This is a genomic window from Amycolatopsis eburnea (assembly GCF_003937945.1).
Classification (GTDB): Bacteria; Actinomycetota; Actinomycetes; order Mycobacteriales; family Pseudonocardiaceae; genus Amycolatopsis; species Amycolatopsis eburnea.
Window position 1 is genome coordinate 401,874 of the sequence record NZ_RSEC01000048.1, and the last position, 18,686, is coordinate 420,559.

Sequence of the window (18,686 nt, forward strand, 5' to 3'; positions counted from 1 at the left end):
ACCGCTGTTCCGGGACGCCCGAACGGCCAAGCTCAATGCATGCAAACGAGCCGGGACCGCTTCCTCGACGTCGTCCGGGCGGGGGCCATCCTCGCCGTCATCGCCCAGCACTGGGTCATGCCGGTGCTCTCCTACTCCGACGGCCACCTCGCCACCGGGAACGCCCTCGCGACGCCGGGGTGGTGGGTCGTCACCTGGCTGTCCCAGGTCATGCCGCTCGTCTTCTTCGCCGGCGGGGCCGCGGGCCTGATCTCCTTCCGCCGCGCGGAATCCACGCGGACGTGGCTCGCCGGCCGGATCAAGCGGCTGATGGTGCCGGTGCTGCCGCTGCTGGCCGTCTGGCTGGTCGTCCCGGACTTCCTGCGCGGCCTCGGCGTGCCACCGCAGCCGTTGCAGGTCGGCAGCGCGATCGCCGCGCAGCTGCTGTGGTTCCTCGCCGTGTACGTGCTCGTCGTGCTGCTGACGCCGCTGATGGTCGCCGCGCACCGGCGCTGGGGCCTCAAGGTCCCGCTCGTCATGGGTGCCGCGGGCGTCCTCGTCGACGTCGCGCGCTTCAACGACTTCGGCTACATCGGTTACGCCAACGCGATCTTCGTCTGGGTCGCCGTGCACCAGCTCGGGTTCCACTACGTCGAAGGGCGTCTCGGCACGCTCACCCGCCGCGGCGCCCTCGCGCTCTCGGCCGCCGGGTTCGGGATCACCGCGCTGCTGGTCGCGTTCGGCCCGTACCCGGCCAGCATGATCGGGATGCCCGGCGCGCCGGTGTCGAACATGAGCCCGCCGACCGTGCTGCTCGCCTTCCTCGCCGTCGGCCAGATCGGCCTGCTGCTCGCCTTCCGCCCGCAGCTCAACGCGCTCGCCGCGCGGCCGGGCATCGGGAACGCGCTGAGCTGGCTGGGCGCGCGGTTCATGAGCGTCTACCTCTGGCACATGCCGGCGCTGATCGTGGTGGCGGGCGTGACGGTGTACGGCCTCGGCTACGAAACCCCGGAGCCGGGCACGCTGCTCTGGCTGGTGATGGCGCCCGCGTGGTTCGCGGTCTGCGGACTGGTGCTGCTCGGCCTGCTGCGGCTCTTCGCGCACTTCGAGATGCAGCGCGACACCGGCGAAATCACCGCGCGGACGCCGCAGCTCGTCGTCGCCGGCCTCCTGGTCTCCGGTGGTCTGCTCGGCCTGGCCGCGCACGGGTTCGCGCCGCTGTCGGACGGCATCGCGCACGGCCCGGTGCCGTGGGTGGTCCTCGCGACGGCCGGGTTCCTCCTGGCGGGCAAGCACATCCCGGTCGCCTCGCTCGGCACCCGCTACCTCGGCCGCGCCGTCGCCGTCAGCGAACGGGCCGCGCTCAAGCGGTGAGCAGCCGCAGCGGGGTGTCGTGCAGGACCGCCCGCAGGAACGGCTCCCCCAGGCGATCGTCGGCCGCCCAGCCGGCGATCGCCTGCAGCTGCGTCGCGTAGGAGTACGGGATGTTCGGGAAGTCCGTGCCGAGCACGACGCGGTCGGCGTACCCGGCCAGCCGCGCGGTCCAGTCCGGCGGCAGCGGCGACATCGCCTCGGCGAACGGGACGCCCACCATCGTCGTGTCCAGGTGCACCCGTGGGTACTTCGCCATCAGCTCGAAGGCCGTCCCGAACTCGGGCATCGCCGCGTGCGCCAGCACGGCCGTCAGCCGCGGGTGCGCGGCGAGGACCTCTTCGAACACCGACAACCCGGTGAAGTCGCCCCGCAACGGTCCGTGTCCACAGTGGACGACGACGGGCACGCCGGCGTCGGCGAGCGCGCCCCACACCGGCTTCAGCAGGTCGTCACGCGGGTCGTACGCGCCCACCTGCACGTGCGCCTTGAACACCCGGGCACCGGCGCGCAGCGCACCGTCCACAGCGGACCCGGCACCGGGTTCGGGGTAGAACGTCCCGGTCGGCACGGCGTCCGGCACCCGCGCGGCGAACTCGAGCGCCCAGTCCGTCAGCCACTCGGCCATCCCCGGCTTGTGCGGGTAGACCAGCGGTGCGAAGCGCGTCACGCCCAGCGAGCGCAACGTCGCCAAGCGGTCCTCTTCGGGCGTCCGGTAGTGCACCGGCCACTCGGTGCCGTAGTGCGTCGAGGCCTGGTCGAAGTACGCCCAGACCTTGTCCATCACCGGCTTCGGCAGGAAGTGGACGTGCAGGTCGACCAGGCCCGGCAGGCCCAGTGACGCCGTCCAGCGCGCGACGTCCGCGTCGGAAGCCGGGCCCGCCGTCACTCCGTGAACCGGCCCTTGAGCGCGCGGCCCATGGCCTTCCGGATGTCGCGTTCCGCGTCGCGCTTGGCGAGCGTCTGCCGCTTGTCGTAGGCCTTCTTGCCTTGCGCCAGCGCGATCTCGACCTTGACCTTGCCGTCCTTGAAGTACATCGACAGCGGCACCAGCGAGAGCCCGCTCTCCTTGGTCTTGCCGATGAGCTTCTCGATCTCCCGCCGGTGCAGCAGCAGCTTCCGGGTGCGCCGCGGCATGTGGTTGGTCCACGTGCCCTGCGTGTACTCCGGGATGTGCACGTTGCGCAGCCACACTTCGCCGTCGTCGACCGTGGCGAACGCGTCGGCCAGGGACGCCTTGCCCTCGCGCAGGCTCTTCACCTCGGTCCCGACGAGCACGAGACCGCACTCGTAGGTGTCGAGGATGGAGTAATCGTGCCGCGCCTTGCGGTTCGACACGATCACCTTCTGGCCACGTTCCTTGGGCATACGACCACTCTACGTGATTCCGACAGTGACAAGCAGCTGGTTAAAGCTAGTGCCGGACGTACAGCCGCAGCGTGACGTACCCGGTGATGGCGGAGATCACCACGGACACCGCCAGCAGGATCGGCGCGACCGGGAACAGCAGCTCCAGCATGGTGATCTTCGGGAACACGTCGCCGGTGAACACCGAATCGAGGAAACCGGCCTTCGTGATGATCAGCATGATGATCCCGAGGACCGCACCGACCGCGCCGGCGACCACCGCCTCCAGGAGGAACGGTAGCTGTGTGTACCACCGCGTCGCGCCGACGAGCCGCATGATGCCGACCTCGGTGCGCCGGGTGAACGCCGACACCTGGATCGTGTTGGCGATCAGCAGCAGCGCCGCGATGGCCATGATGAGCGCGGCGCCGAACGCCATGTTCCGGACGCCGTTGAAGGCGTTGAACACGCGGTCGAGGAACTTCTTCTGGTCGTCGACCTTCCGCACGCCCGGCTTGGTGGCGTACTCCTGCACGATCGAGTCGCTGCGGTCCGGGTCCTTCAGCTTCACGTGCAGCGACGCGGGCAGCGACTCGGGACCGGTGAGCGCGATCAGCTCCGGCTGGCTCTCGAAGATCTTCTTGAACCGGTCGTAGGCCTGGTCGCGGTTCTCGAACACGACCGACTCGACGCCGTTGTTGCTCTGCAGGTCCGAACGCAGCGACTGGCACAGCGCCTGGGTGCAGTTCTTGTCCGCCGCGCTGATGTCGTCGGTGAGGTAGACGGAAACCTCGACGTCGGCGAGGAAGTTGGACTTCATCTTGTCGATCGTGCGCACGGCCAGCAGGCCGCCGCCGAGCATGGCGAGCGACACGGCCGTGGTCAGGATCATCGCGATGGTCATCGTGACGTTCCGGCGCAGGCCGGTGACTACCTCACTGAAGACGAAACTGGCGCGCATGTCGGGGTCTGGTCCTTGAAGTCGGGGGCTGGGGCGGGGAGGTCAGCGACCGATGCCGTAGACGCCGCGAGCGTCGTCGCGGATCACCCGGCCGAGCTGCAGCTCGACGACTCGGCGCCGCATGGAGTCCACGATGGAGTGATCGTGGGTCGCCATCAGGACGGTCGTGCCGGTGCGGTTGATCCGCTCCAGCAGCAGCATGATGTCCTGGCTGGTGTCGGGGTCCAGGTTCCCGGTCGGCTCGTCGGCGAGCAGCACCAGCGGCCGGTTCACGAACGCGCGCGCGATCGCGACGCGCTGCTGCTCACCACCGGAGAGCTCGTTGGGCAGCCGGTCGGCCTTGCCGTCGAGGCCGACGAGCTCGAGCACCTCGGGCACGACCTTCTTGATGGTCGGGCCGGGCTTGCCGATGACCTCGAGGGCGAACGCGACGTTCTCCGCGACGGTCTTGTTGGCCAGCAGACGGAAGTCCTGGAACACGCAGCCGATGGTCTGCCGCAGGCGGGGGACCCGGCGGCGGGCCAGCTTGGCGACGTCGAAGTTGGACACCATCACGCGGCCCTTGCTCGGCGTCTCTTCGCGCAGCAGCAGCCGGAGGAAGGTCGACTTCCCCGATCCCGAGGGACCGATGAGGAAGACGAACTCACCCTTTTCGATGTCGACGGACACCCGCTCGAGCGCGGGCCGCGTCGAGGTCTTGTAGACCTTGGAAACCTCTTCGAGCCGGATCACGATTCGGCATACTACCCACCGGTCTCGTGAAGCCCCGGTTGCCCGGTCCACCCGGGTGGAGCAGCGGGCGTTCGCGCACGGTGAGCGGTCGGCCGAACACCCGCCGCACCGGTCAGACGGACGCGGTCTGCTTGCGCCAGCGGATGCCGGCGTCGAGGAAGCCGTCGATGTCGCCGTCGAGCACCGCGCTCGGGTTGCCGACCTCGAACTCGGTCCGCAGGTCCTTCACCATCTGGTACGGGTGCAGGACGTAGGAGCGCATCTGGTTGCCCCAGCTGGAGCCGCCGTCCTTGAGCGCGTCCATCTCCTTCCGCTCCTCCTCCTTCTTGCGCTGCAGCAGCCGCGACTGGAGGACCTTCATCGCGGCCGCCTTGTTCTGCAGCTGCGACTTCTCGTTCTGGCAGGAGACGACGATGTTCGTCGGGATGTGCGTGATGCGCACCGCACTGTCGGTCGTGTTCACGCTCTGCCCACCGGGGCCCGACGAGCGGTAGACGTCGACGCGGATGTCCTTCTCCGGGATGTCGACGTGGTCGACCTCTTCGACCTCGGGCAGCACCTCGACGTGCGCGAACGACGTCTGGCGGCGGCTCTGGTTGTCGAACGGCGAGATCCGGACGAGCCGGTGGGTGCCCTGCTCGACCGAGAGGGTGCCGTAGACGTAGGGCGCGCTGACCTTGAACGTCGCCGACTTGATGCCCGCCTCTTCGGCGTAGGAGATGTCGTAGACGTCGGTCGGGTAGCCGTGGCGCTCCGCCCAGCGCAGGTACATGCGGAGCAGCATCTCGGCGAAGTCGGCCGCGTCGACGCCGCCGGCCTCGGAACGGATGGTGACGACGGCGTTGCGGTCGTCGTACTCGCCCGAGAGCAGCGTGCGGACCTCGAGGCCGTCGATGGACTTGCCGAGGTCGGCGAGCTCGGTCTCGGCCTCGCCCATGCTGCCCGCGTCGCCTTCGGCCTCGGCGAGCTCGTACAGCACACCCAGGTCGTCGAGCCGCTGGCGCAGCTCGGAGACGCGCCTCAGCTCGCCCTGCCGGTGGGACAGCTGGCTGGTGACCTTCTGGGCCGCCTCCGGGTCGTCCCAGAGGGTGGGGCTCGAGGCTTGCTGCTCCAGGTCGGCCACCTGGGCACGCAGCGCATCCAGGTCCATCACCGACTCGATCTGCGTCAGCTTGCCGGTCAGGTCCCTCAGTGCCGCGTCGAACTCATCACTCACGTTTGTCAAGGTTACGGCAAAACCCACGACCGGTTGCGAGGACCGGTCGTGGGCGCGCGCACCTCAGGCCGCGGGGATGGCGTCGAGCAGCTTCAGCGCGGCCTTGGCCTGGGCCTGGGCGAACTCGGCGACCGCCTTTTCGTACGGCCCCTCGGCCGCCTTGGTGGCCGCCTTGGCGTCGTCGAGCTGCTGGCCGTAGCTGGCCCGGGCGGCGTCCAGCAGCGACTGGCGCTGCTTCGCGGTCAGCGACCCCGCGTGCACGAGCCGCAGGATGAGCGGGCTGCGCAGGTGGTCGGGACCGGCCTCGGACGTCAGCCAGGCCTTGAAGGCCTTCTTGCCGGCGGCGGTGATCAGGTACTGCTGGCTGGAGCGCGGGCCCTGCTTGCCGAGCCGGACGAGACCTTCCTTGGACAGCGCCGGGAGCTCCCGGTACACCTGGCTGCGGGTGACGCTGAAGAAGGCGCCGAATCGCTCACCCGCTCCCGCGACGAGCTGCCCGCCGGTGGCGGGACCGTCGTGGAGCAGACCGAGCAGGGCGGCGGCTGTTGCATTCAATTCGGACACGTCCCCTACATTCCCACTTATCGGCCGCTGTGTCCACAGTGGTCAGCAGATCTGTCCATTGTGGCTAGTGAGATCCCCTCGTTCGGCCCAATGCGACCAGGTCCACTGTGGACCGCGGACACGCAGCGCAACCATCGCCGCAGTTCTTTGGTCCAACCAGCCGCACGCGAGCGGCCCGGAAACGGCCAGGCAGGTGAGTCCGGCGAACGGCTTTCCCCGGCTTGGCCGACGCCGGATACGCACCGCAACCACCCGGCCGCGGGGCACGCATCGCGGAATCCGCGGTTTTTCGCGCGCGGCACGGGAAAGTCCACAGCGGAAGTTGTACCGATATGACAAAAGAGGCGCGTTCCCGGATTTCCGGGAACGCGCCTCTTCGTGGTAGCGGGGACAGGATTTGAACCTGCGACCTCTGGGTTATGAGCCCAGCGAGCTACCGAGCTGCTCCACCCCGCGCCGTTGTGGTACTTGAATAGATTACACGGGGTCGCCAACGGGTTTGCACCGGGGTCGCCCAACCGGCTGACCAGGCATTACTCCACTCCGAGCCACCGCCGTGCTCCACTCAGGACCATGGCGAGCCCGTCCTCGAACCGCGAATCGACGTCGGCGAGCAGGTCCCCGGCCCGCTCGCTGCGGTAGCGCTCGTCCAGCTCGCCGGGCTTCGGGTAGACGGCCTGCTCTTCGATGGTGAACCCGATGACATAGCTGTACACGGTGAACAGCGCCTGGGCGGCCCGGCGCTCGTCCAGCCCGGCTTCGATGCTGCGGCGCAGCGGGCTCGGCAGGACCAGATCCTCGTCCCCGAGGTAGGTGCCCGCGAACACCTTCCCACCGTCGCGATAGGCCAGCATCATCCGGCGCAGCGCCCTCGCGCCGTGCGCGACGGCCTCCCACTCCCCCAGCGATTCCGGCGGCCGCCGGTCCTCGACCGAGTCGCGGTACATCTGCGTCGCCATCTCGTCGAGCAGCTCCTGCTTGTTCTTCAGGTGCCAGTAGAGCGCCGGCGCCTTGACCCCGAGGTCGGTCGCGATCACGTTCAGCGTGAGGCCGTTGAGACCGACCTCGTTCAGCAGCTTCAGCGCGGATCGCGCAATGTTTTGCCTGGTCAGGGCCATCTTCTCGAATCTCCTCGCGGCGCCTTGACGACTTAATGACATTAAGTCTACCCTCGGGCCAAATCACTTAATGAAATTAAGGAGCTGGGGGATGGACGAGCTGACCGCGGAGGTGGTCGTCGCCGGGGCGGGCCCGTCCGGGCTGATGCTGGCGAACGAGCTGGCACTGGCCGGCGTGGACGTCGTCGTGCTGGAGCGGCTGGCCGCGCGCACCGGGCTGTCGAAGGCGCTGAACCTGCAGCCGCGCACGGCGGAGGTGCTGGACCTGCGGGGCCTGCTGGGCCGGGCGGAGCAGCGGTCCTTCACGACCGTGCCGGAGGGCCACTTCGCGATGATCCCGGTGAGCTACGCGGGCTGGGACACGCGGCACCCGTACCAGGTGGGCATCCCGCAGGCCCAGGTCGAAGCGGCATTGGAGGAGCGGCTGGCCGAGCAGGGCGTGAAGGTGCTGCGCGGGCACGAGCTGACCGGCTTCGCCCAGGACGCCGGCGGCGTGACGGTCACGGCCGGCGACGTCCGGGTGCGCGCGGCGTACCTGGTGGGCTGCGACGGCGGCCGCAGCGCGGTGCGGAAGGCGCTCGACCTGCCGTTCGAAGGATTCGAAGGACGCGGTCACGGCGTCTCGGCGGACGTGCTGTTCGCGTCGACGCCGCCGGGCGCCCCGACGGAGTGGCGGTCGATGCGGAACCTGGTGCGGTCGGCGGCGTCGCCGGGGTCGTTCGTCGGCCTGATCCCGCTGGCCGAGCCGAACCTGTACCGCCTGAGCTACGGCGACCGCCTGAACCGCCCGGCGGACCTGCGGGCGAAGGTGACCGACGACGAGGTGCGCGCGAAGGTCCGCGAAAGTTTCGGTGACGCCGTGGAAATCTCCGAAATCCGCTGGGCGTCCCGGTTTTCCGACGATTCCCGGCTGGCGGGCAAGTACCGCGTGGACCGGGTCTTCCTGGCCGGCGACGCGGCCCACACCCACTTCCCGGCCGGTGGCCAGGGCCTGAACCTCGGCGTCCAGGACGCGATGAACCTGGGCTGGAAACTGGCGGCGGAACTGAACGGCCGCGCCCCGGCGGGCTTGCTGGACACCTACGAAGCGGAACGCCGTCCGGTGGCGGAAGCGGTCCTCCAGAACGTCGCGGCCCAAACGGCGTTGATCCCGGCGACCCCGGAACAGCGGGCGATGCGGCTGCTGTTCCAGGATTTGACGGCGATCCCGGAGGTGCAGCACCGGTTGTCCGGAATGGTCTCCGGCCTGAACATCCGGTACGCGTCGGAAGAACCCGACCCGGTGGGCACGCGCCTCCCGGACTTCCCCGTCGGCGACGGTTACGTGAGCGACTTGTTCCACAAAGGAAAGTTCGTCCTGCTGACGACGGCTCCGGCGGGGCCGCCCCACCCGGACGTCGTGGTGGCCCGAGTGCCCGCCCTGCCGTGGCCCAACCTGACAAAGGTGCTAGTCCGCCCGGACGGCTACGTCGCCACGGCAACGGATTCGACGGCAGGCTGGCTCGCCTGACCAACGCAACCACCCACCGGGGGGTCCAGGGGCGGCGAAGCCCCCCCCTGGCGGGGGTCCGGGGGTTCGACCCCCGGGACAAAGCGAAGGAGGCGCGGCTCGCGTTTTCCGCGAGCACACGCCTCCTGCATCCGTAGCGGGGACAGGATTTGAACCTGCGACCTCTGGGTTATGAGCCCAGCGAGCTACCGAGCTGCTCCACCCCGCGTCGTGACACCTACCTTACGCCACCGTTTCCAAGGGGTGCAAAGCAGGTGCCCGTTAGGTAACTGACGTCACCCTCCCGGCTGGGTGCTGGGCGGCGGAGTACTGCTCGACGGCGTCTTGGCCGCCTCGTACGCCCGCGCCGCCGCGTCGAGCGCCGCGAGCGCCGCACCCTGGTCGGCGAAGTTGCCCGACTGCTGAGCCGCCTTCAGCTTCGCGATCGCCGCCTGGATGTCGGCGACCGCCTTGTCCAAGGCCGCGTTGCCGCCCCCGTTGTTGGGCGGGGTGGTCGGTGTCGTCGGCGGGGTCGTGGGCGGCGTGGTCGTGGGCTGCCCGGCCTGCGGTGGCGTGGTGGTGGCTTCGCCGGTGCCCGCCCCGAAGACCTGGTCGAGGGCTTCCTGCAGCGTCGCGCCGTAGCCGACCTTCGGCCCGTACGAGACGAGGACGCGGGCCAGCTGCGGGTAACTCGTCTGGTTGCGCTGCCGGATGTACACGGGCTCGACGTAGAGGAAGCCCTGCGCGACCGGCAGCGTGATCAGGTTGCCGTAGATCGGCGTGACGTTCGGGTTGTTGAACAGCGTCCGGTCCTGGGCCACCCGTGGATCGCTCTGGAACCGGTTCTGCACCTGGACCGGACCGTCGACCTGGGTCGCCCCGGTGGCCGCGCTCGGCAATTGCAGGACGCGGATCTTCCCGTAGTCGTTCGGATCGGAGGACACCGACATCCACGACGCGAGGTACTGCCGCTGCAGACCGGTCAGCGAGCTCGTCAGCTGGAACGTCGGCTTGGTCTGCCCCGGGGTGTCCGCGAGGACGTAGTAGCCCGGCTGGTTCGCCGCGCCGGCCGCCGTCGGGTTGCTCGCCCCCTCGGCCGTCGGGTCCTGCGGGACGCTCCAGAACGCTTGCTGCGAGTAGAACTCCTGCGGGTTGCTGACGTGGTAGCGGGACAGCAGCTCGCGCTGGATCTTGAAGAGGTCCTCGGGGTAGCGGAAGTGCGCGCGCAGGTCCGGCGAAATGTCGGAGCTGGGCTTCACCAGCCCGGGGAAGACCTTCTCCCAGGCGTTGAGGACCGGTTCCTTGTCGTCGATCGAGTACAGCGTCACGTTGCCGTTGAAGGCGTCGACGGTGGCCTTGACCGAGTTGCGGATGTAGTTGATCGAGCTGTTGGCCTGCCGGGCGACGCCGTTGAGGGAGTCGTTGGTGGCCGCGCCGAGCTGGGTCTGCTGGGCGTACGGGAAGTTGTTGAGCGTGGTGTAGCCGTCGATGATCCACTGGATCTTGCCGTCGACGACGGCCGGGTACGGGTCGCCGTCGAGGGTCAGCCACGGCGCGACCTTGCTGACGCGCTCGCGCGGGTCGCGGTTGTACATGATCTTCGAGTTGTCGCCGATGGCGTCGGAGAACAGGATGTTGCGTTCGCCGTACTCGGCCGCGAAGGCGAGGCGGTTGAACCAGTTGTCGATCGAGACGCCGCCGCTGCCGTTGTAGGTGTAGCGGTCGGTCGCGGTGTCGTACTCGCCGGGCGCGTTGCCGGACGTCCCGCCGACGATCGCGTAGTCGGAGTCCGCGGCCGACAGCTCGCCGTAGTAGATGCGGGGCTGCTTGACCTCGATGCCCGGCTGGTTCGGGCCGGGCGAGCCGGCGCCGGTCGGGTTCTGGGTGTCGCTCGTCGTGGCGACCGGGTAGCCGCCGTCGGAGTTGGCGTCCTTGACCGCGCGGTCGATCGTGTTGGCCGGCGCGGCGACGAAGCCGTTGCCGTGCGTGTAGACGAGGTGCTTGTTGATCCAGCTGGTCTGGTTGCCGGTCAGGCCCTCGGTCTTGATCTCCTTCGCGGCGACGATGTAGTCCTGCGTCACGCCGCCGACGGTGTAGCGGTCGATGTCGAGCTTCGCCGGGAAGCCGTAGAAGTTCTCCCGGCCGACGCGCTGGGTGAAGGTGTCGGAGAGGACGTTGGGGTCGAGCAGCCGGATGTTCGACATCGTCCCGGTGTCGGCCTTCAGCTGGTCCTGCGTGGCGGACGAAGCGCCGTTGTACTGCTGGTACTGGACGTCGGTGAGGCCGTAGGCGCGGCGGGTGGCGTCCATGTTGCGCTGGATGGACGTCGCTTCCTTCTCGTTCGCGTTCGGCTTGACCGAGAACTGGTCGAGGATCGCGGGCCACGCGACGCCGACGAGGATGCTGGACAGGATGAGCAGCACCAGCGCGATGGCCGGCAGCTGCAGGTTGCGCAGGAACGCGCCGGCGAAGAACGCGACCGCGCAGATCACCGAGATGCACAGCAGGATCAGCTTCGCGGGCAGGACCGCGTTCAGGTCGGTGTAGGTGGCGCCGATGAACAGCGGGGCGCCGCGGTCGGACAGCAGCAGGTTGTACCGGTCGAAGAAGTACTCGGCCGCCTTGAGCAGCACGAAGACGCCGACGGTGATGGCGAGCTGCGCGCGGGTCGGCCCGGCGAGCTGGCCGCCCTTGCCGGCGAGCCGGATGCCGCCGAAGACGTAGTGCGAGATCAGCGCGCCGAAGAAGGAGATGACGACCGTGATGAACAGCCAGCCGAGCAGCCAGTTGTAGAACGGCAGGTCGAAGGCGTAGAAGCCGACGTCGTTGCCGAACTCGGGGTCGGTCTGGCCGAACGTGGTGCCGTTGAGGAACAGCTGCACGACCTGCCAGTCGCCCTGGGCGGACAGGCCGGCGATCAGGCCGGTCAGCACCGGGATGCCGATGCCGAAGAGTCGGATGCGGGCGACGATCGCCGAGCGGTAGCGCGCCAGCGGGTCGTCGGCGCCGGAGATCGGGACGAACACCGGGCGCGTCCGGTAGGCGATCATCAGGCTGACCGCCAGCGCCCCGCCGACGAGCAGCCCGACCGCGAAGAACAGGATGACCCGGGTCACCACCTGGGTCGTGAACACCGACCGCGCGCCGACTTCGCCGAACCACAGCCAGTCGACGTACGTGTCGAGGAGGCGGGCCCCGAGCAGCAGCGCCAGCACGATCACCGCGGCGATGATGAGGAGGATCCGGCTCCGCCGGGACAGCTTCGGCAGGCTCACCGGGGGCCGAGTCGCCACGGCACACGCTCCTGTCTTCGTCAACACTTGAGCAGGGGCGCGTGCGCCCCCTGATTCCCTAACTCTACGGATGCCCGGTGAAGTTCCCGGGACCCGCCCAAACCGGACTCGCGGCAGTCACGCGCCGGCCGGCCTGACACGATGTGCGCATGGCAGCAGACGAAGCGCGACAGGCCGGCGTGGCCGCGCTCGCCCGTGAGATCGAGGAGTTCATGGCCGCGGGGGGCTGGGACCAGCCGCCGCAGCTGTTCGCGCTGGTGCCGACGGCGGCGCTGCTGGACGAGCAGCCGGAGCTGGCCGGCCAGCTGGACCGGGCGAACCCGCTGACGCCGGTGGCGCAGGAAGCGCTGCCGGAGGGCGACCTGGCCGAGGCGCTGGGCCGGATCGCGTGGCCCGATCTGGTGATCGGCTGCGCGCTGGCGCAGGAGATCATCGTGCTGCCGCCGGGCTCGGAGTCGGAGCTGCCGGACGTCGCCGAGGCGGACGCGGAGAGCCTGCGCCGCGCGGCCGCCGACCACCCGCAGCGGACGGAGGCCCGCCTGGTGGCCGCGGTCGTGCGCGACGGCGAAGGCGCCTGCGTGATGCGGCTGCGCGGCGCCGGCTCGGAGGAGCCGGTCGACGAGATCGTCGAGAGCCCGGACCTGGCGCCGAACCTCGTCGAAGCGCTCAAGGCGACGCTGCTCCCCTAGCAGGAGGCCGTCGGGCGGCCCGCCTTCAGGTTGCCCAGCTGGGTCAGCGCGTCGTCCAGTGTGGACACCTTGATGAGGTTGAGCCCGGCCGGCGCGTTGGTCTTGGCCTCGGCGCAGTTGTGCTCGGGCACCAGGAAGTCGGTGGCGCCGGCCTCGCGCGCGCCGACGACCTTGAACGAGATTCCCCCGATCGGGCCGACTTCGCCGGTCTCGGAGATCTCCCCGGTGCCGGCGATGTGCCGTCCGGCGGCCAGGTCACCGGGCTGCAGCCGGTCGATGATCGCGAGCGTGAACATCAGTCCGGCCGACGGGCCGCCGACGTCCTGCAGCGAGATGTTGACGGTGAAGGGCGCGTCGGCGCGGTCGACCGCGGTGAGGCCGATGAAGCCTTCCTTGCGGTCCGGGCGCGAGGCGAGCGTGAGCGGGACGGTCCGCTCGGGCTGACCGTCGGACTGGAAGGTGATCTGGACGGTCTGCCCGGGCAGCGTGCCGGCCAGCGCGGCCCGCACGTCGGCGGCCTCGACGACCTTCTTGCCGTTGACGGTGATCAGCTTGTCGCCGGGCGAGAGCACGTGGTCGGCGGGGCTGCCGGAGACGATCTGCTTCGCCAGCACCTTGATCGGGTAGCCGAGCTTGCGCAGCGCGGCGACCTGCGCGTTCGTCTGCGAGTCCTGCAGCTGCTGGATGTTCTCCTGCTTGACCTGCTCGTTCGTCTCGCCGGGCTTGAAGTACTCCTCGCGCGGCGCGAGCGCGTACCGGCCGCTGGCCCAGAAGCCGAGGCCCTGGAAGAGCGTGACGCCGTCGTGCAGCGAGACGGTCGTCATCCGCAGCTCGCCGGTGGTTTGGAAGGTGTCGTGACCGGTGACCTGGATGACCGGGTTGCCCGCGGCGTCGCGACCCAGCGTGTCGTAGGTCGGGCCCGGGCTGATCGCGACGAACGGCACGGGCACGACCGAGCCGAGCACGACGAAGATCAGGAACAGCGAGCCGCTGACCACGAGTGTCCAGCCGCGGCGGGTCATCCGCCGGGCCTCGCCGGCCGGTTCCGCCGCCGGTTCCGGCGCGCTCTTCGCGGGGGCGGTCTCCTCGGAGGACTTGGTCACGACCGACAGCGTACGGTGACCGCGTTCGCTTCTCGGTGAAGGCCACGCACACGGGTCCGGTTGACGCCCTCGACGGCCCTCGACCCGCGTACGGTGGACACATGAGCAAACCCCCGTTCGGCTTCGGACCGTCCGATCCCGACAAACGAGGTGAGAACGACCCCTCGGAGCCCTCCGGTGCCGAGGCCTTCAACCAGCTCGGGCAGATGCTGAGCCAGCTGGGCCAGATGCTCAGCCAGGCCGGCACGTCCAGCGGGCCGGTGAACTACGACCTCGCCAAGCAGATCGCCCTCCAGACCCTGGGCAGCGCCGGAAACACCGGCGAAAGCCGTCTCGGCTTCCGCGGCGGCGACGACGCGAACGCCGCGGTCCGCGACGCGGCCCACCTGGCCGAGCTGTGGCTCGACGCGGCGACGGTGTTCCCGGCCGGCGCGACGTCGACGGTCGCCTGGTCGCCGCGCACCTGGGTGGAGAAGACGCTGCCCACGTGGCAGCGGCTCTGCGACCCGGTCGCCCAGCAGATCTCGGGCGCGTGGATGCAGGCGCTGCCGGAGGAGGCCAAGCAGGCCGCCGGCCCGCTGCTGCAGATGATGGGCCAGATGGGCGGCATGGCGTTCGGCTCCCAGCTCGGCAACGCGCTCGCCCAGCTGGCGTCGGAGATGCTGACGTCGTCGGAGATCGGCCTGCCGCTGGCGCCCGCCGGGACGTCGGCGCTGCTGCCCGCGAACATCGAGAAGTTCGCCGACGGCCTCGAGCTGCCGAACAGCGAGATCCTGGTGTTCCTGGCCGCGCGCGAAGCCGCCCACCAGCGCCTGTTCACGCACGTGCCGTGGCTGCGCCAGCGCCTGCTGGCGACGGTCGAGGAGTTCGCGCACGGCATCACGGTCGACACCTCCGCCCTGGAGTCGCTGGCCGGCCGCATCGACCCGTCGAACCCGGCGAGCATCGAAGAGGCGATGTCCTCGGGTCTCCTGGAGCCCCAGACCACGGACGAGCAGAAGGCCGCGCTGAGGCGCCTGGAGACCCTGCTGGCCCTGGTCGAAGGCTGGGTCGACGTGGTGGTGGCCGAAGCGGTCGGCAACCGCCTCCCCGGCGCCGACGCCCTGCGCGAGACCCTCCGGCGCCGCCGCGCGACCGGCGGCCCGGCCGAGCAGACGTTCGCCACCCTGGTCGGCCTGGAGCTGCGCCCCCGCCGCATGCGGGACGCGTCCAACCTGTGGAGCCTGGTGGGCGACCGCCACGGCGCGGAGAAGCGCGACGGTCTCTGGTCCCACCCGGACCTGATGCCGACGGCGGAGGACCTGGACGAGCCGATCGACTTCGCCGACCGCGTCGGCGAGAGCGGATCGCTCGACGACCTGGACCCGATCGCCGAGCTGGAGCGCGCGGAGCGGGCCGAGCGGGAGAAGGACAACCCGCCGCCGGAGTCCGACACCGACAAGGGCTCCGACCCCGACAAGGGCGACCAGTCCTGAGCTGACCGGCGGAGGGCCGGTGACCCGCACAGTGGTCACCGGCCCTCTGCCGTTCGGCTGTCAGTCCTCGAGGGAGATCCCCCACCCGGCGGCCGCCGACAGGCCCTCGAGGTACCCGATCGCCCGCTCGGTCTTCGGGTACCGCCGCACCAGGGCCCAGAACGCCGCGTCGTGCCCGGGCTCCCGCAGGTGCGCGAGCTCGTGCACCAGCACGTAGTCGAGCACCCACGGGGGGACCTTCTGCAGCCGGTCACTGACCCGGATGGTCGCGTCGACCGGCGTGCAGGACGCCCACCTCGTGCGCATCGGCGGCACCCAGCGGACGCTCGCCGGCGTCGCCTCACCGCCCAGGTACTTGCCCGAGAGCAGCGCGCAGCGCGCGAGCAGGACTTCGTCCGACGTCTTCGGGGACGCCGGCCGGCGTGGTTCCGAGCGCTGCAGTTTGCGCTCCATCTCGGCGACCCAATGTTTCTCCTCCGCCCTGGTCATCCGCGCGGGGATGAGCACGACGAGCGTGTCGTCTTTCCAATACGCGGTGACCGTCCGGTGCCGGCGCTGGCTGCGCCGCACTTCGACCTTGTGTCCAGGTGTGTCCGACGGGGGGTTCGTGTCCCCCCTGCCTCTCAGCGAGGGCATGCGTGCTTCGACCACTCGACAACGGTAAGGCCAGGCACCGACAACTCCGAGCGCCTTGAGGTCACAGACCCGAGTTGTCCACAGCCCGCTCCACTTGTGGACAACTCGGCCGATCCGGCGTCTTCGCGAGCCGTCCGGTCGGTCCGGGGTGCCATCCTGCGGACATGCTCCTCTCCACCGCGGACATGCCTCCGGTCCTCCTGCCCACCCACCCCGCCCTGCTCCCGGGCCTGACGGTCCTCGAACGGGGCCCGCGCGAGATCCAGATCGGGCTCGACCCGCGCCACGGCGTGATCGTCGAAAACCTGGCGCCCGAGCTCGCCGCCCGAATACGCGCGCTCGACGGGAGCAAGCCCGTCGAGCGGCTCCTGCTCGCCGAGAGCGAACACCGCGACCAGCTGCGCACGCTGCTGCGGCAGCTGACCGCGCTCGGCCTGGTCACCGACGCCGGCCGCCCGGAAGGCCCGGGGCTGCGCGCCGAAACCGGCCTCTGGTCGCTGCGGGCCCGGCACCACCAGGGCGCGCTGGCCGACCGGCGGCGCGCCGCGGCGGTCACGGTGCACGGCAACGGCCGGGTGGCGGTCGCCGTGGCCGTGCTGCTGGCCAACGCCGGCGTCGGGCACGTCGAGCTCCAGCAGTCCGGCGCGGTCACCGAGCACGACCTCGGCTCGGGCTTCACCAGCGCGGACCTGGGCCGGAGCCGGCGGAAGGCGCTCGCCGAGCTGCTGCACCGGGTCGACCCCGAGGTTCGCGTCACGCGCCTGCACGACCGGTACCCGGACGTCGCTCTGCTCACCGACGCCGTCGTGCCCGCGCCGGAGGTCGTCGCCGAGCTGGTGGAGGACGGCGTCCCGCACCTGCTGGTGCGCGTCCGCGACGGGACGGGCATCGTCGGGCCGCTGGTCGTGCCCGGCCGCAGCTCATGCCTGCGCTGCGCCGACCTGCACCGCACGGACCGCGACCCGTGCTGGCCACGCGTCGCCGGGCAGCTCACCGGCCGGCACCAGCGGCCCGACCTCGGCGCGGTCCAGGCCTGCGCGTCGCTGGCCGTCGCCCAGGCCATGCGGCTGCTCTCCCCCGCCGCCCCGGCGCCGCCGGTGTGGAACGCGACGCTGGAGATCGACGCCTTCGACGGCCGCATCCGCCACCGCGGCTGGCCACCGCACCCGAAGTGCGGCTGCGGCGCGGCACCCCCTACATCGGGAGACGTAGGCCACTAACACCGCGCGAGCAGGCTGCGCGCCGCCGCTTGAGCAAGGCAGAATCGCTGGGGTGACCGACTTCCGCGACCCGGGCGACCGCGACACCGCGATGCCGCGCAAGGGTGCCGCCCGCACCGCCAAGCTCGCCAGTCTCCCGCTCGGCATCGCCGGCCGGGCGGTCGGCGGCTGGGGCAAGAGGCTGGTGGGCCAGAGCGCGGAACAGGTGAACGCGACGCTTTCGGCCAAGGCCGCCGAGCAGCTGTTCGAGGTGCTCGGCACGCTCAAGGGCGGGGCGATGAAGTTCGGCCAGGCGCTGAGCGTGTTCGAGGCGGCGGTGCCGGACGACATGGCGAAGCCGTACCGCGAGGCCCTGACGAAGCTGCAGGCCGCCGCACCGCCGATGTCGGTCCGGCAGACCCACCGGGTGCTCGCCGAGCAGCTGGGCCGCACCTGGACCAGCCGGTTCGCGTCGTTCGACGACGAGCCGGCCGCGGCCGCGAGCATCGGCCAGGTCCACCGCGCGGTCTGGCACGACGGCCGCGAGGTCGCCGTCAAGGTGCAGTACCCGGGCGCCGACGAAGCGCTGCGCAGCGACCTGCGGCAGCTGCAGCGGTTCAGCCGGCTGTTCCAGGCGTTCGTGCCCGGCACGGAGGTCAAGCCGCTGCTGGCCGAGCTCACCGAGCGGATGAACGAGGAGCTCGACTACCAGGCCGAGGCCCAGCACCAGCGCGCCTTCGCGAAGGCGTTCGACGGCGATCCCGGCATCCTGGTGCCGCGAGTGGTGGCGAGCGCGCCGAAGGTCGTCGTGACGGAGTGGGCGAACGGCACCCCGCTGTCCAAGGTGATCGCGGGCGGCGACCGCGAGACCCGCAACCTGGCGGGCCGGCTGCTGGCGGAGTTCCACTACTCGTCGCCCGAGCGCGTCCACCTGCTGCATTCGGACCCGCACCCGGGCAACTTCATGATCACGGCCGACGACAGGTTGTGCGTCATCGACTTCGGCGGCGTCGCCCGCCTGCCCGACGGCATCCCCCGCCACCTCGGCGAGATGACGCGGCTGGCACTGGACGGCGAGTCCGCGGACCTGATGCGCCTGCTGCGGGAGAACCGGTTCATCCGGCCGGACAGCGACCTGACGGCGGACGAGGTGCTCGCGTACCTCGCGCCGTTCACCGAGCCGCTGGCCGAGCCGACGTTCCACTTCACGCGCCGGTGGATGCAGAAGCAGGCCTGGCGGGTGGGCGACAGCCGCGGCAACGACTTCCGGGTCGGCCGGTCGCTGAACCTGCCGCCCGAGTACCTGATGATCCACCGGGTGACGGCGGGCTCGACGGGCATCCTCTGCCAGCTCGACGCGGAGATCCCGGCGCGCGGCATCGTGGAGCGCTGGCAGCCCGGGTTCGCCGCCTGAGTTGTCCACAGGCGGGGCCGCGAAGGGGTGGTTACCGCCTAGTTGTCCACAGCCGAGGGGAAGCTGGTTCCACCCGGTTGGCCGAGCCGTCATGCTCGAT

Annotated in this window: 16 protein-coding genes and 2 tRNA genes; 6 read left to right on the plus strand and 12 right to left on the minus strand. The window is 70.4% G+C overall.

What is annotated here, in order from left to right:
• The first annotated feature begins 39 nt into the window (after positions 1 to 39).
• Positions 40 to 1,353: an acyltransferase family protein gene (locus tag EIY87_RS23330; protein ID WP_125311671.1), complete on the plus strand. Its 1,314-nt coding sequence runs from the start codon at positions 40 to 42 to the stop codon at positions 1,351 to 1,353.
• On the opposite strand, the gene EIY87_RS23335 is transcribed toward EIY87_RS23330, so the two are convergent.
• From EIY87_RS23335 to EIY87_RS23370, 8 genes are all read right to left on the minus strand, one after another.
• A complete protein-coding gene (locus EIY87_RS23335; RefSeq protein WP_125311673.1) occupies positions 1,343 to 2,239 on the minus strand; it encodes an amidohydrolase family protein in 897 nt (298 codons plus the stop codon). The genes EIY87_RS23330 and EIY87_RS23335 overlap by 11 nt on opposite strands.
• On the minus strand, positions 2,236 to 2,718 hold the full coding sequence (smpB, locus tag EIY87_RS23340; RefSeq protein WP_043776590.1) for an SsrA-binding protein SmpB: 483 nt from the start codon (positions 2,716 to 2,718) through the stop codon (positions 2,236 to 2,238). Before smpB ends, EIY87_RS23335 begins: the two co-directional genes overlap by 4 nt.
• Before the next feature lie 46 nt (positions 2,719 to 2,764).
• Positions 2,765 to 3,658, minus strand: a complete 894-nt coding sequence (ftsX, locus tag EIY87_RS23345; RefSeq protein WP_125311675.1) for a permease-like cell division protein FtsX — start codon at positions 3,656 to 3,658, stop codon at positions 2,765 to 2,767.
• Positions 3,659 to 3,700: 42 nt separating this feature from the next.
• Positions 3,701 to 4,390 (minus strand): cell division ATP-binding protein FtsE, encoded by a 690-nt coding sequence (gene ftsE / locus EIY87_RS23350; RefSeq protein ID WP_003082104.1) that lies wholly within the window; start codon positions 4,388 to 4,390, stop codon positions 3,701 to 3,703.
• Positions 4,391 to 4,502: 112 nt separating this feature from the next.
• Positions 4,503 to 5,606, minus strand: coding sequence for a peptide chain release factor 2 (gene prfB / locus EIY87_RS23355; RefSeq protein WP_125311677.1), 1,104 nt, complete (start codon positions 5,604 to 5,606; stop codon positions 4,503 to 4,505).
• Positions 5,607 to 5,669: 63 nt separating this feature from the next.
• Positions 5,670 to 6,170, minus strand: coding sequence for a PadR family transcriptional regulator (locus EIY87_RS23360; protein ID WP_125311680.1), 501 nt, complete (start codon positions 6,168 to 6,170; stop codon positions 5,670 to 5,672).
• Between the two features lie 379 nt (positions 6,171 to 6,549).
• Positions 6,550 to 6,626, minus strand: a tRNA-Met gene (locus EIY87_RS23365).
• Between the two features lie 77 nt (positions 6,627 to 6,703).
• The gene (locus tag EIY87_RS23370) at positions 6,704 to 7,288 is read right to left on the minus strand and encodes a TetR/AcrR family transcriptional regulator C-terminal domain-containing protein (protein WP_125311682.1); all 585 of its coding nucleotides are present in this window, start codon (positions 7,286 to 7,288) and stop codon (positions 6,704 to 6,706) included.
• A 91-nt stretch (positions 7,289 to 7,379) separates the two neighbouring features.
• On the opposite strand from EIY87_RS23370, the gene EIY87_RS23375 reads away from it, so the two are divergent.
• On the plus strand, positions 7,380 to 8,798 hold the full coding sequence (locus EIY87_RS23375) for an FAD-dependent monooxygenase (RefSeq protein ID WP_125311685.1): 1,419 nt from the start codon (positions 7,380 to 7,382) through the stop codon (positions 8,796 to 8,798).
• A gap of 134 nt (positions 8,799 to 8,932) precedes the next feature.
• Here EIY87_RS23375 and EIY87_RS23380 read toward each other — a convergent pair.
• Both EIY87_RS23380 and EIY87_RS23385 read right to left on the minus strand, forming a co-directional pair.
• Positions 8,933 to 9,006 (minus strand) — tRNA-Met (locus EIY87_RS23380).
• Positions 9,007 to 9,073: 67 nt separating this feature from the next.
• Entirely contained in the window at positions 9,074 to 12,070 is a 2,997-nt protein-coding gene (locus tag EIY87_RS23385) for a UPF0182 family protein (RefSeq protein WP_125311688.1), read from the minus strand.
• A 149-nt stretch (positions 12,071 to 12,219) separates the two neighbouring features.
• Here EIY87_RS23385 and EIY87_RS23390 point away from each other — a divergent pair, with 149 nt between their 5' ends.
• Positions 12,220 to 12,759, plus strand: coding sequence for a PPA1309 family protein (locus EIY87_RS23390; RefSeq protein ID WP_125311691.1), 540 nt, complete (start codon positions 12,220 to 12,222; stop codon positions 12,757 to 12,759).
• Here the strand turns inward: EIY87_RS23390 and EIY87_RS23395 are convergent.
• Positions 12,756 to 13,781, minus strand: coding sequence for a YlbL family protein (locus EIY87_RS23395; protein ID WP_191984235.1), 1,026 nt, complete (start codon positions 13,779 to 13,781; stop codon positions 12,756 to 12,758). The two genes, EIY87_RS23390 and EIY87_RS23395, sit on opposite strands and share 4 nt — an antisense overlap.
• A 182-nt stretch (positions 13,782 to 13,963) precedes the next feature.
• On the opposite strand from EIY87_RS23395, the gene EIY87_RS23400 reads away from it, so the two are divergent.
• Positions 13,964 to 15,337 (plus strand): zinc-dependent metalloprotease, encoded by a 1,374-nt coding sequence (locus EIY87_RS23400; protein WP_191984222.1) that lies wholly within the window; start codon positions 13,964 to 13,966, stop codon positions 15,335 to 15,337.
• Positions 15,338 to 15,397: 60 nt separating this feature from the next.
• Here EIY87_RS23400 and EIY87_RS23405 read toward each other — a convergent pair whose 3' ends face one another.
• Positions 15,398 to 15,907: a M48 metallopeptidase family protein gene (locus EIY87_RS23405; RefSeq protein WP_125311699.1), complete on the minus strand. Its 510-nt coding sequence runs from the start codon at positions 15,905 to 15,907 to the stop codon at positions 15,398 to 15,400.
• Between the two features lie 230 nt (positions 15,908 to 16,137).
• On the opposite strand from EIY87_RS23405, the gene EIY87_RS23410 reads away from it, so the two are divergent.
• Together EIY87_RS23410 and EIY87_RS23415 are read left to right on the plus strand one after the other, a co-directional pair.
• Positions 16,138 to 17,193, plus strand: a complete 1,056-nt coding sequence (locus EIY87_RS23410) for a ThiF family adenylyltransferase (protein WP_125311701.1) — start codon at positions 16,138 to 16,140, stop codon at positions 17,191 to 17,193.
• Between the two features lie 52 nt (positions 17,194 to 17,245).
• Positions 17,246 to 18,586 (plus strand): ABC1 kinase family protein, encoded by a 1,341-nt coding sequence (locus EIY87_RS23415; protein WP_125311703.1) that lies wholly within the window; start codon positions 17,246 to 17,248, stop codon positions 18,584 to 18,586.
• Positions 18,587 to 18,686 lie beyond the last annotated feature (100 nt).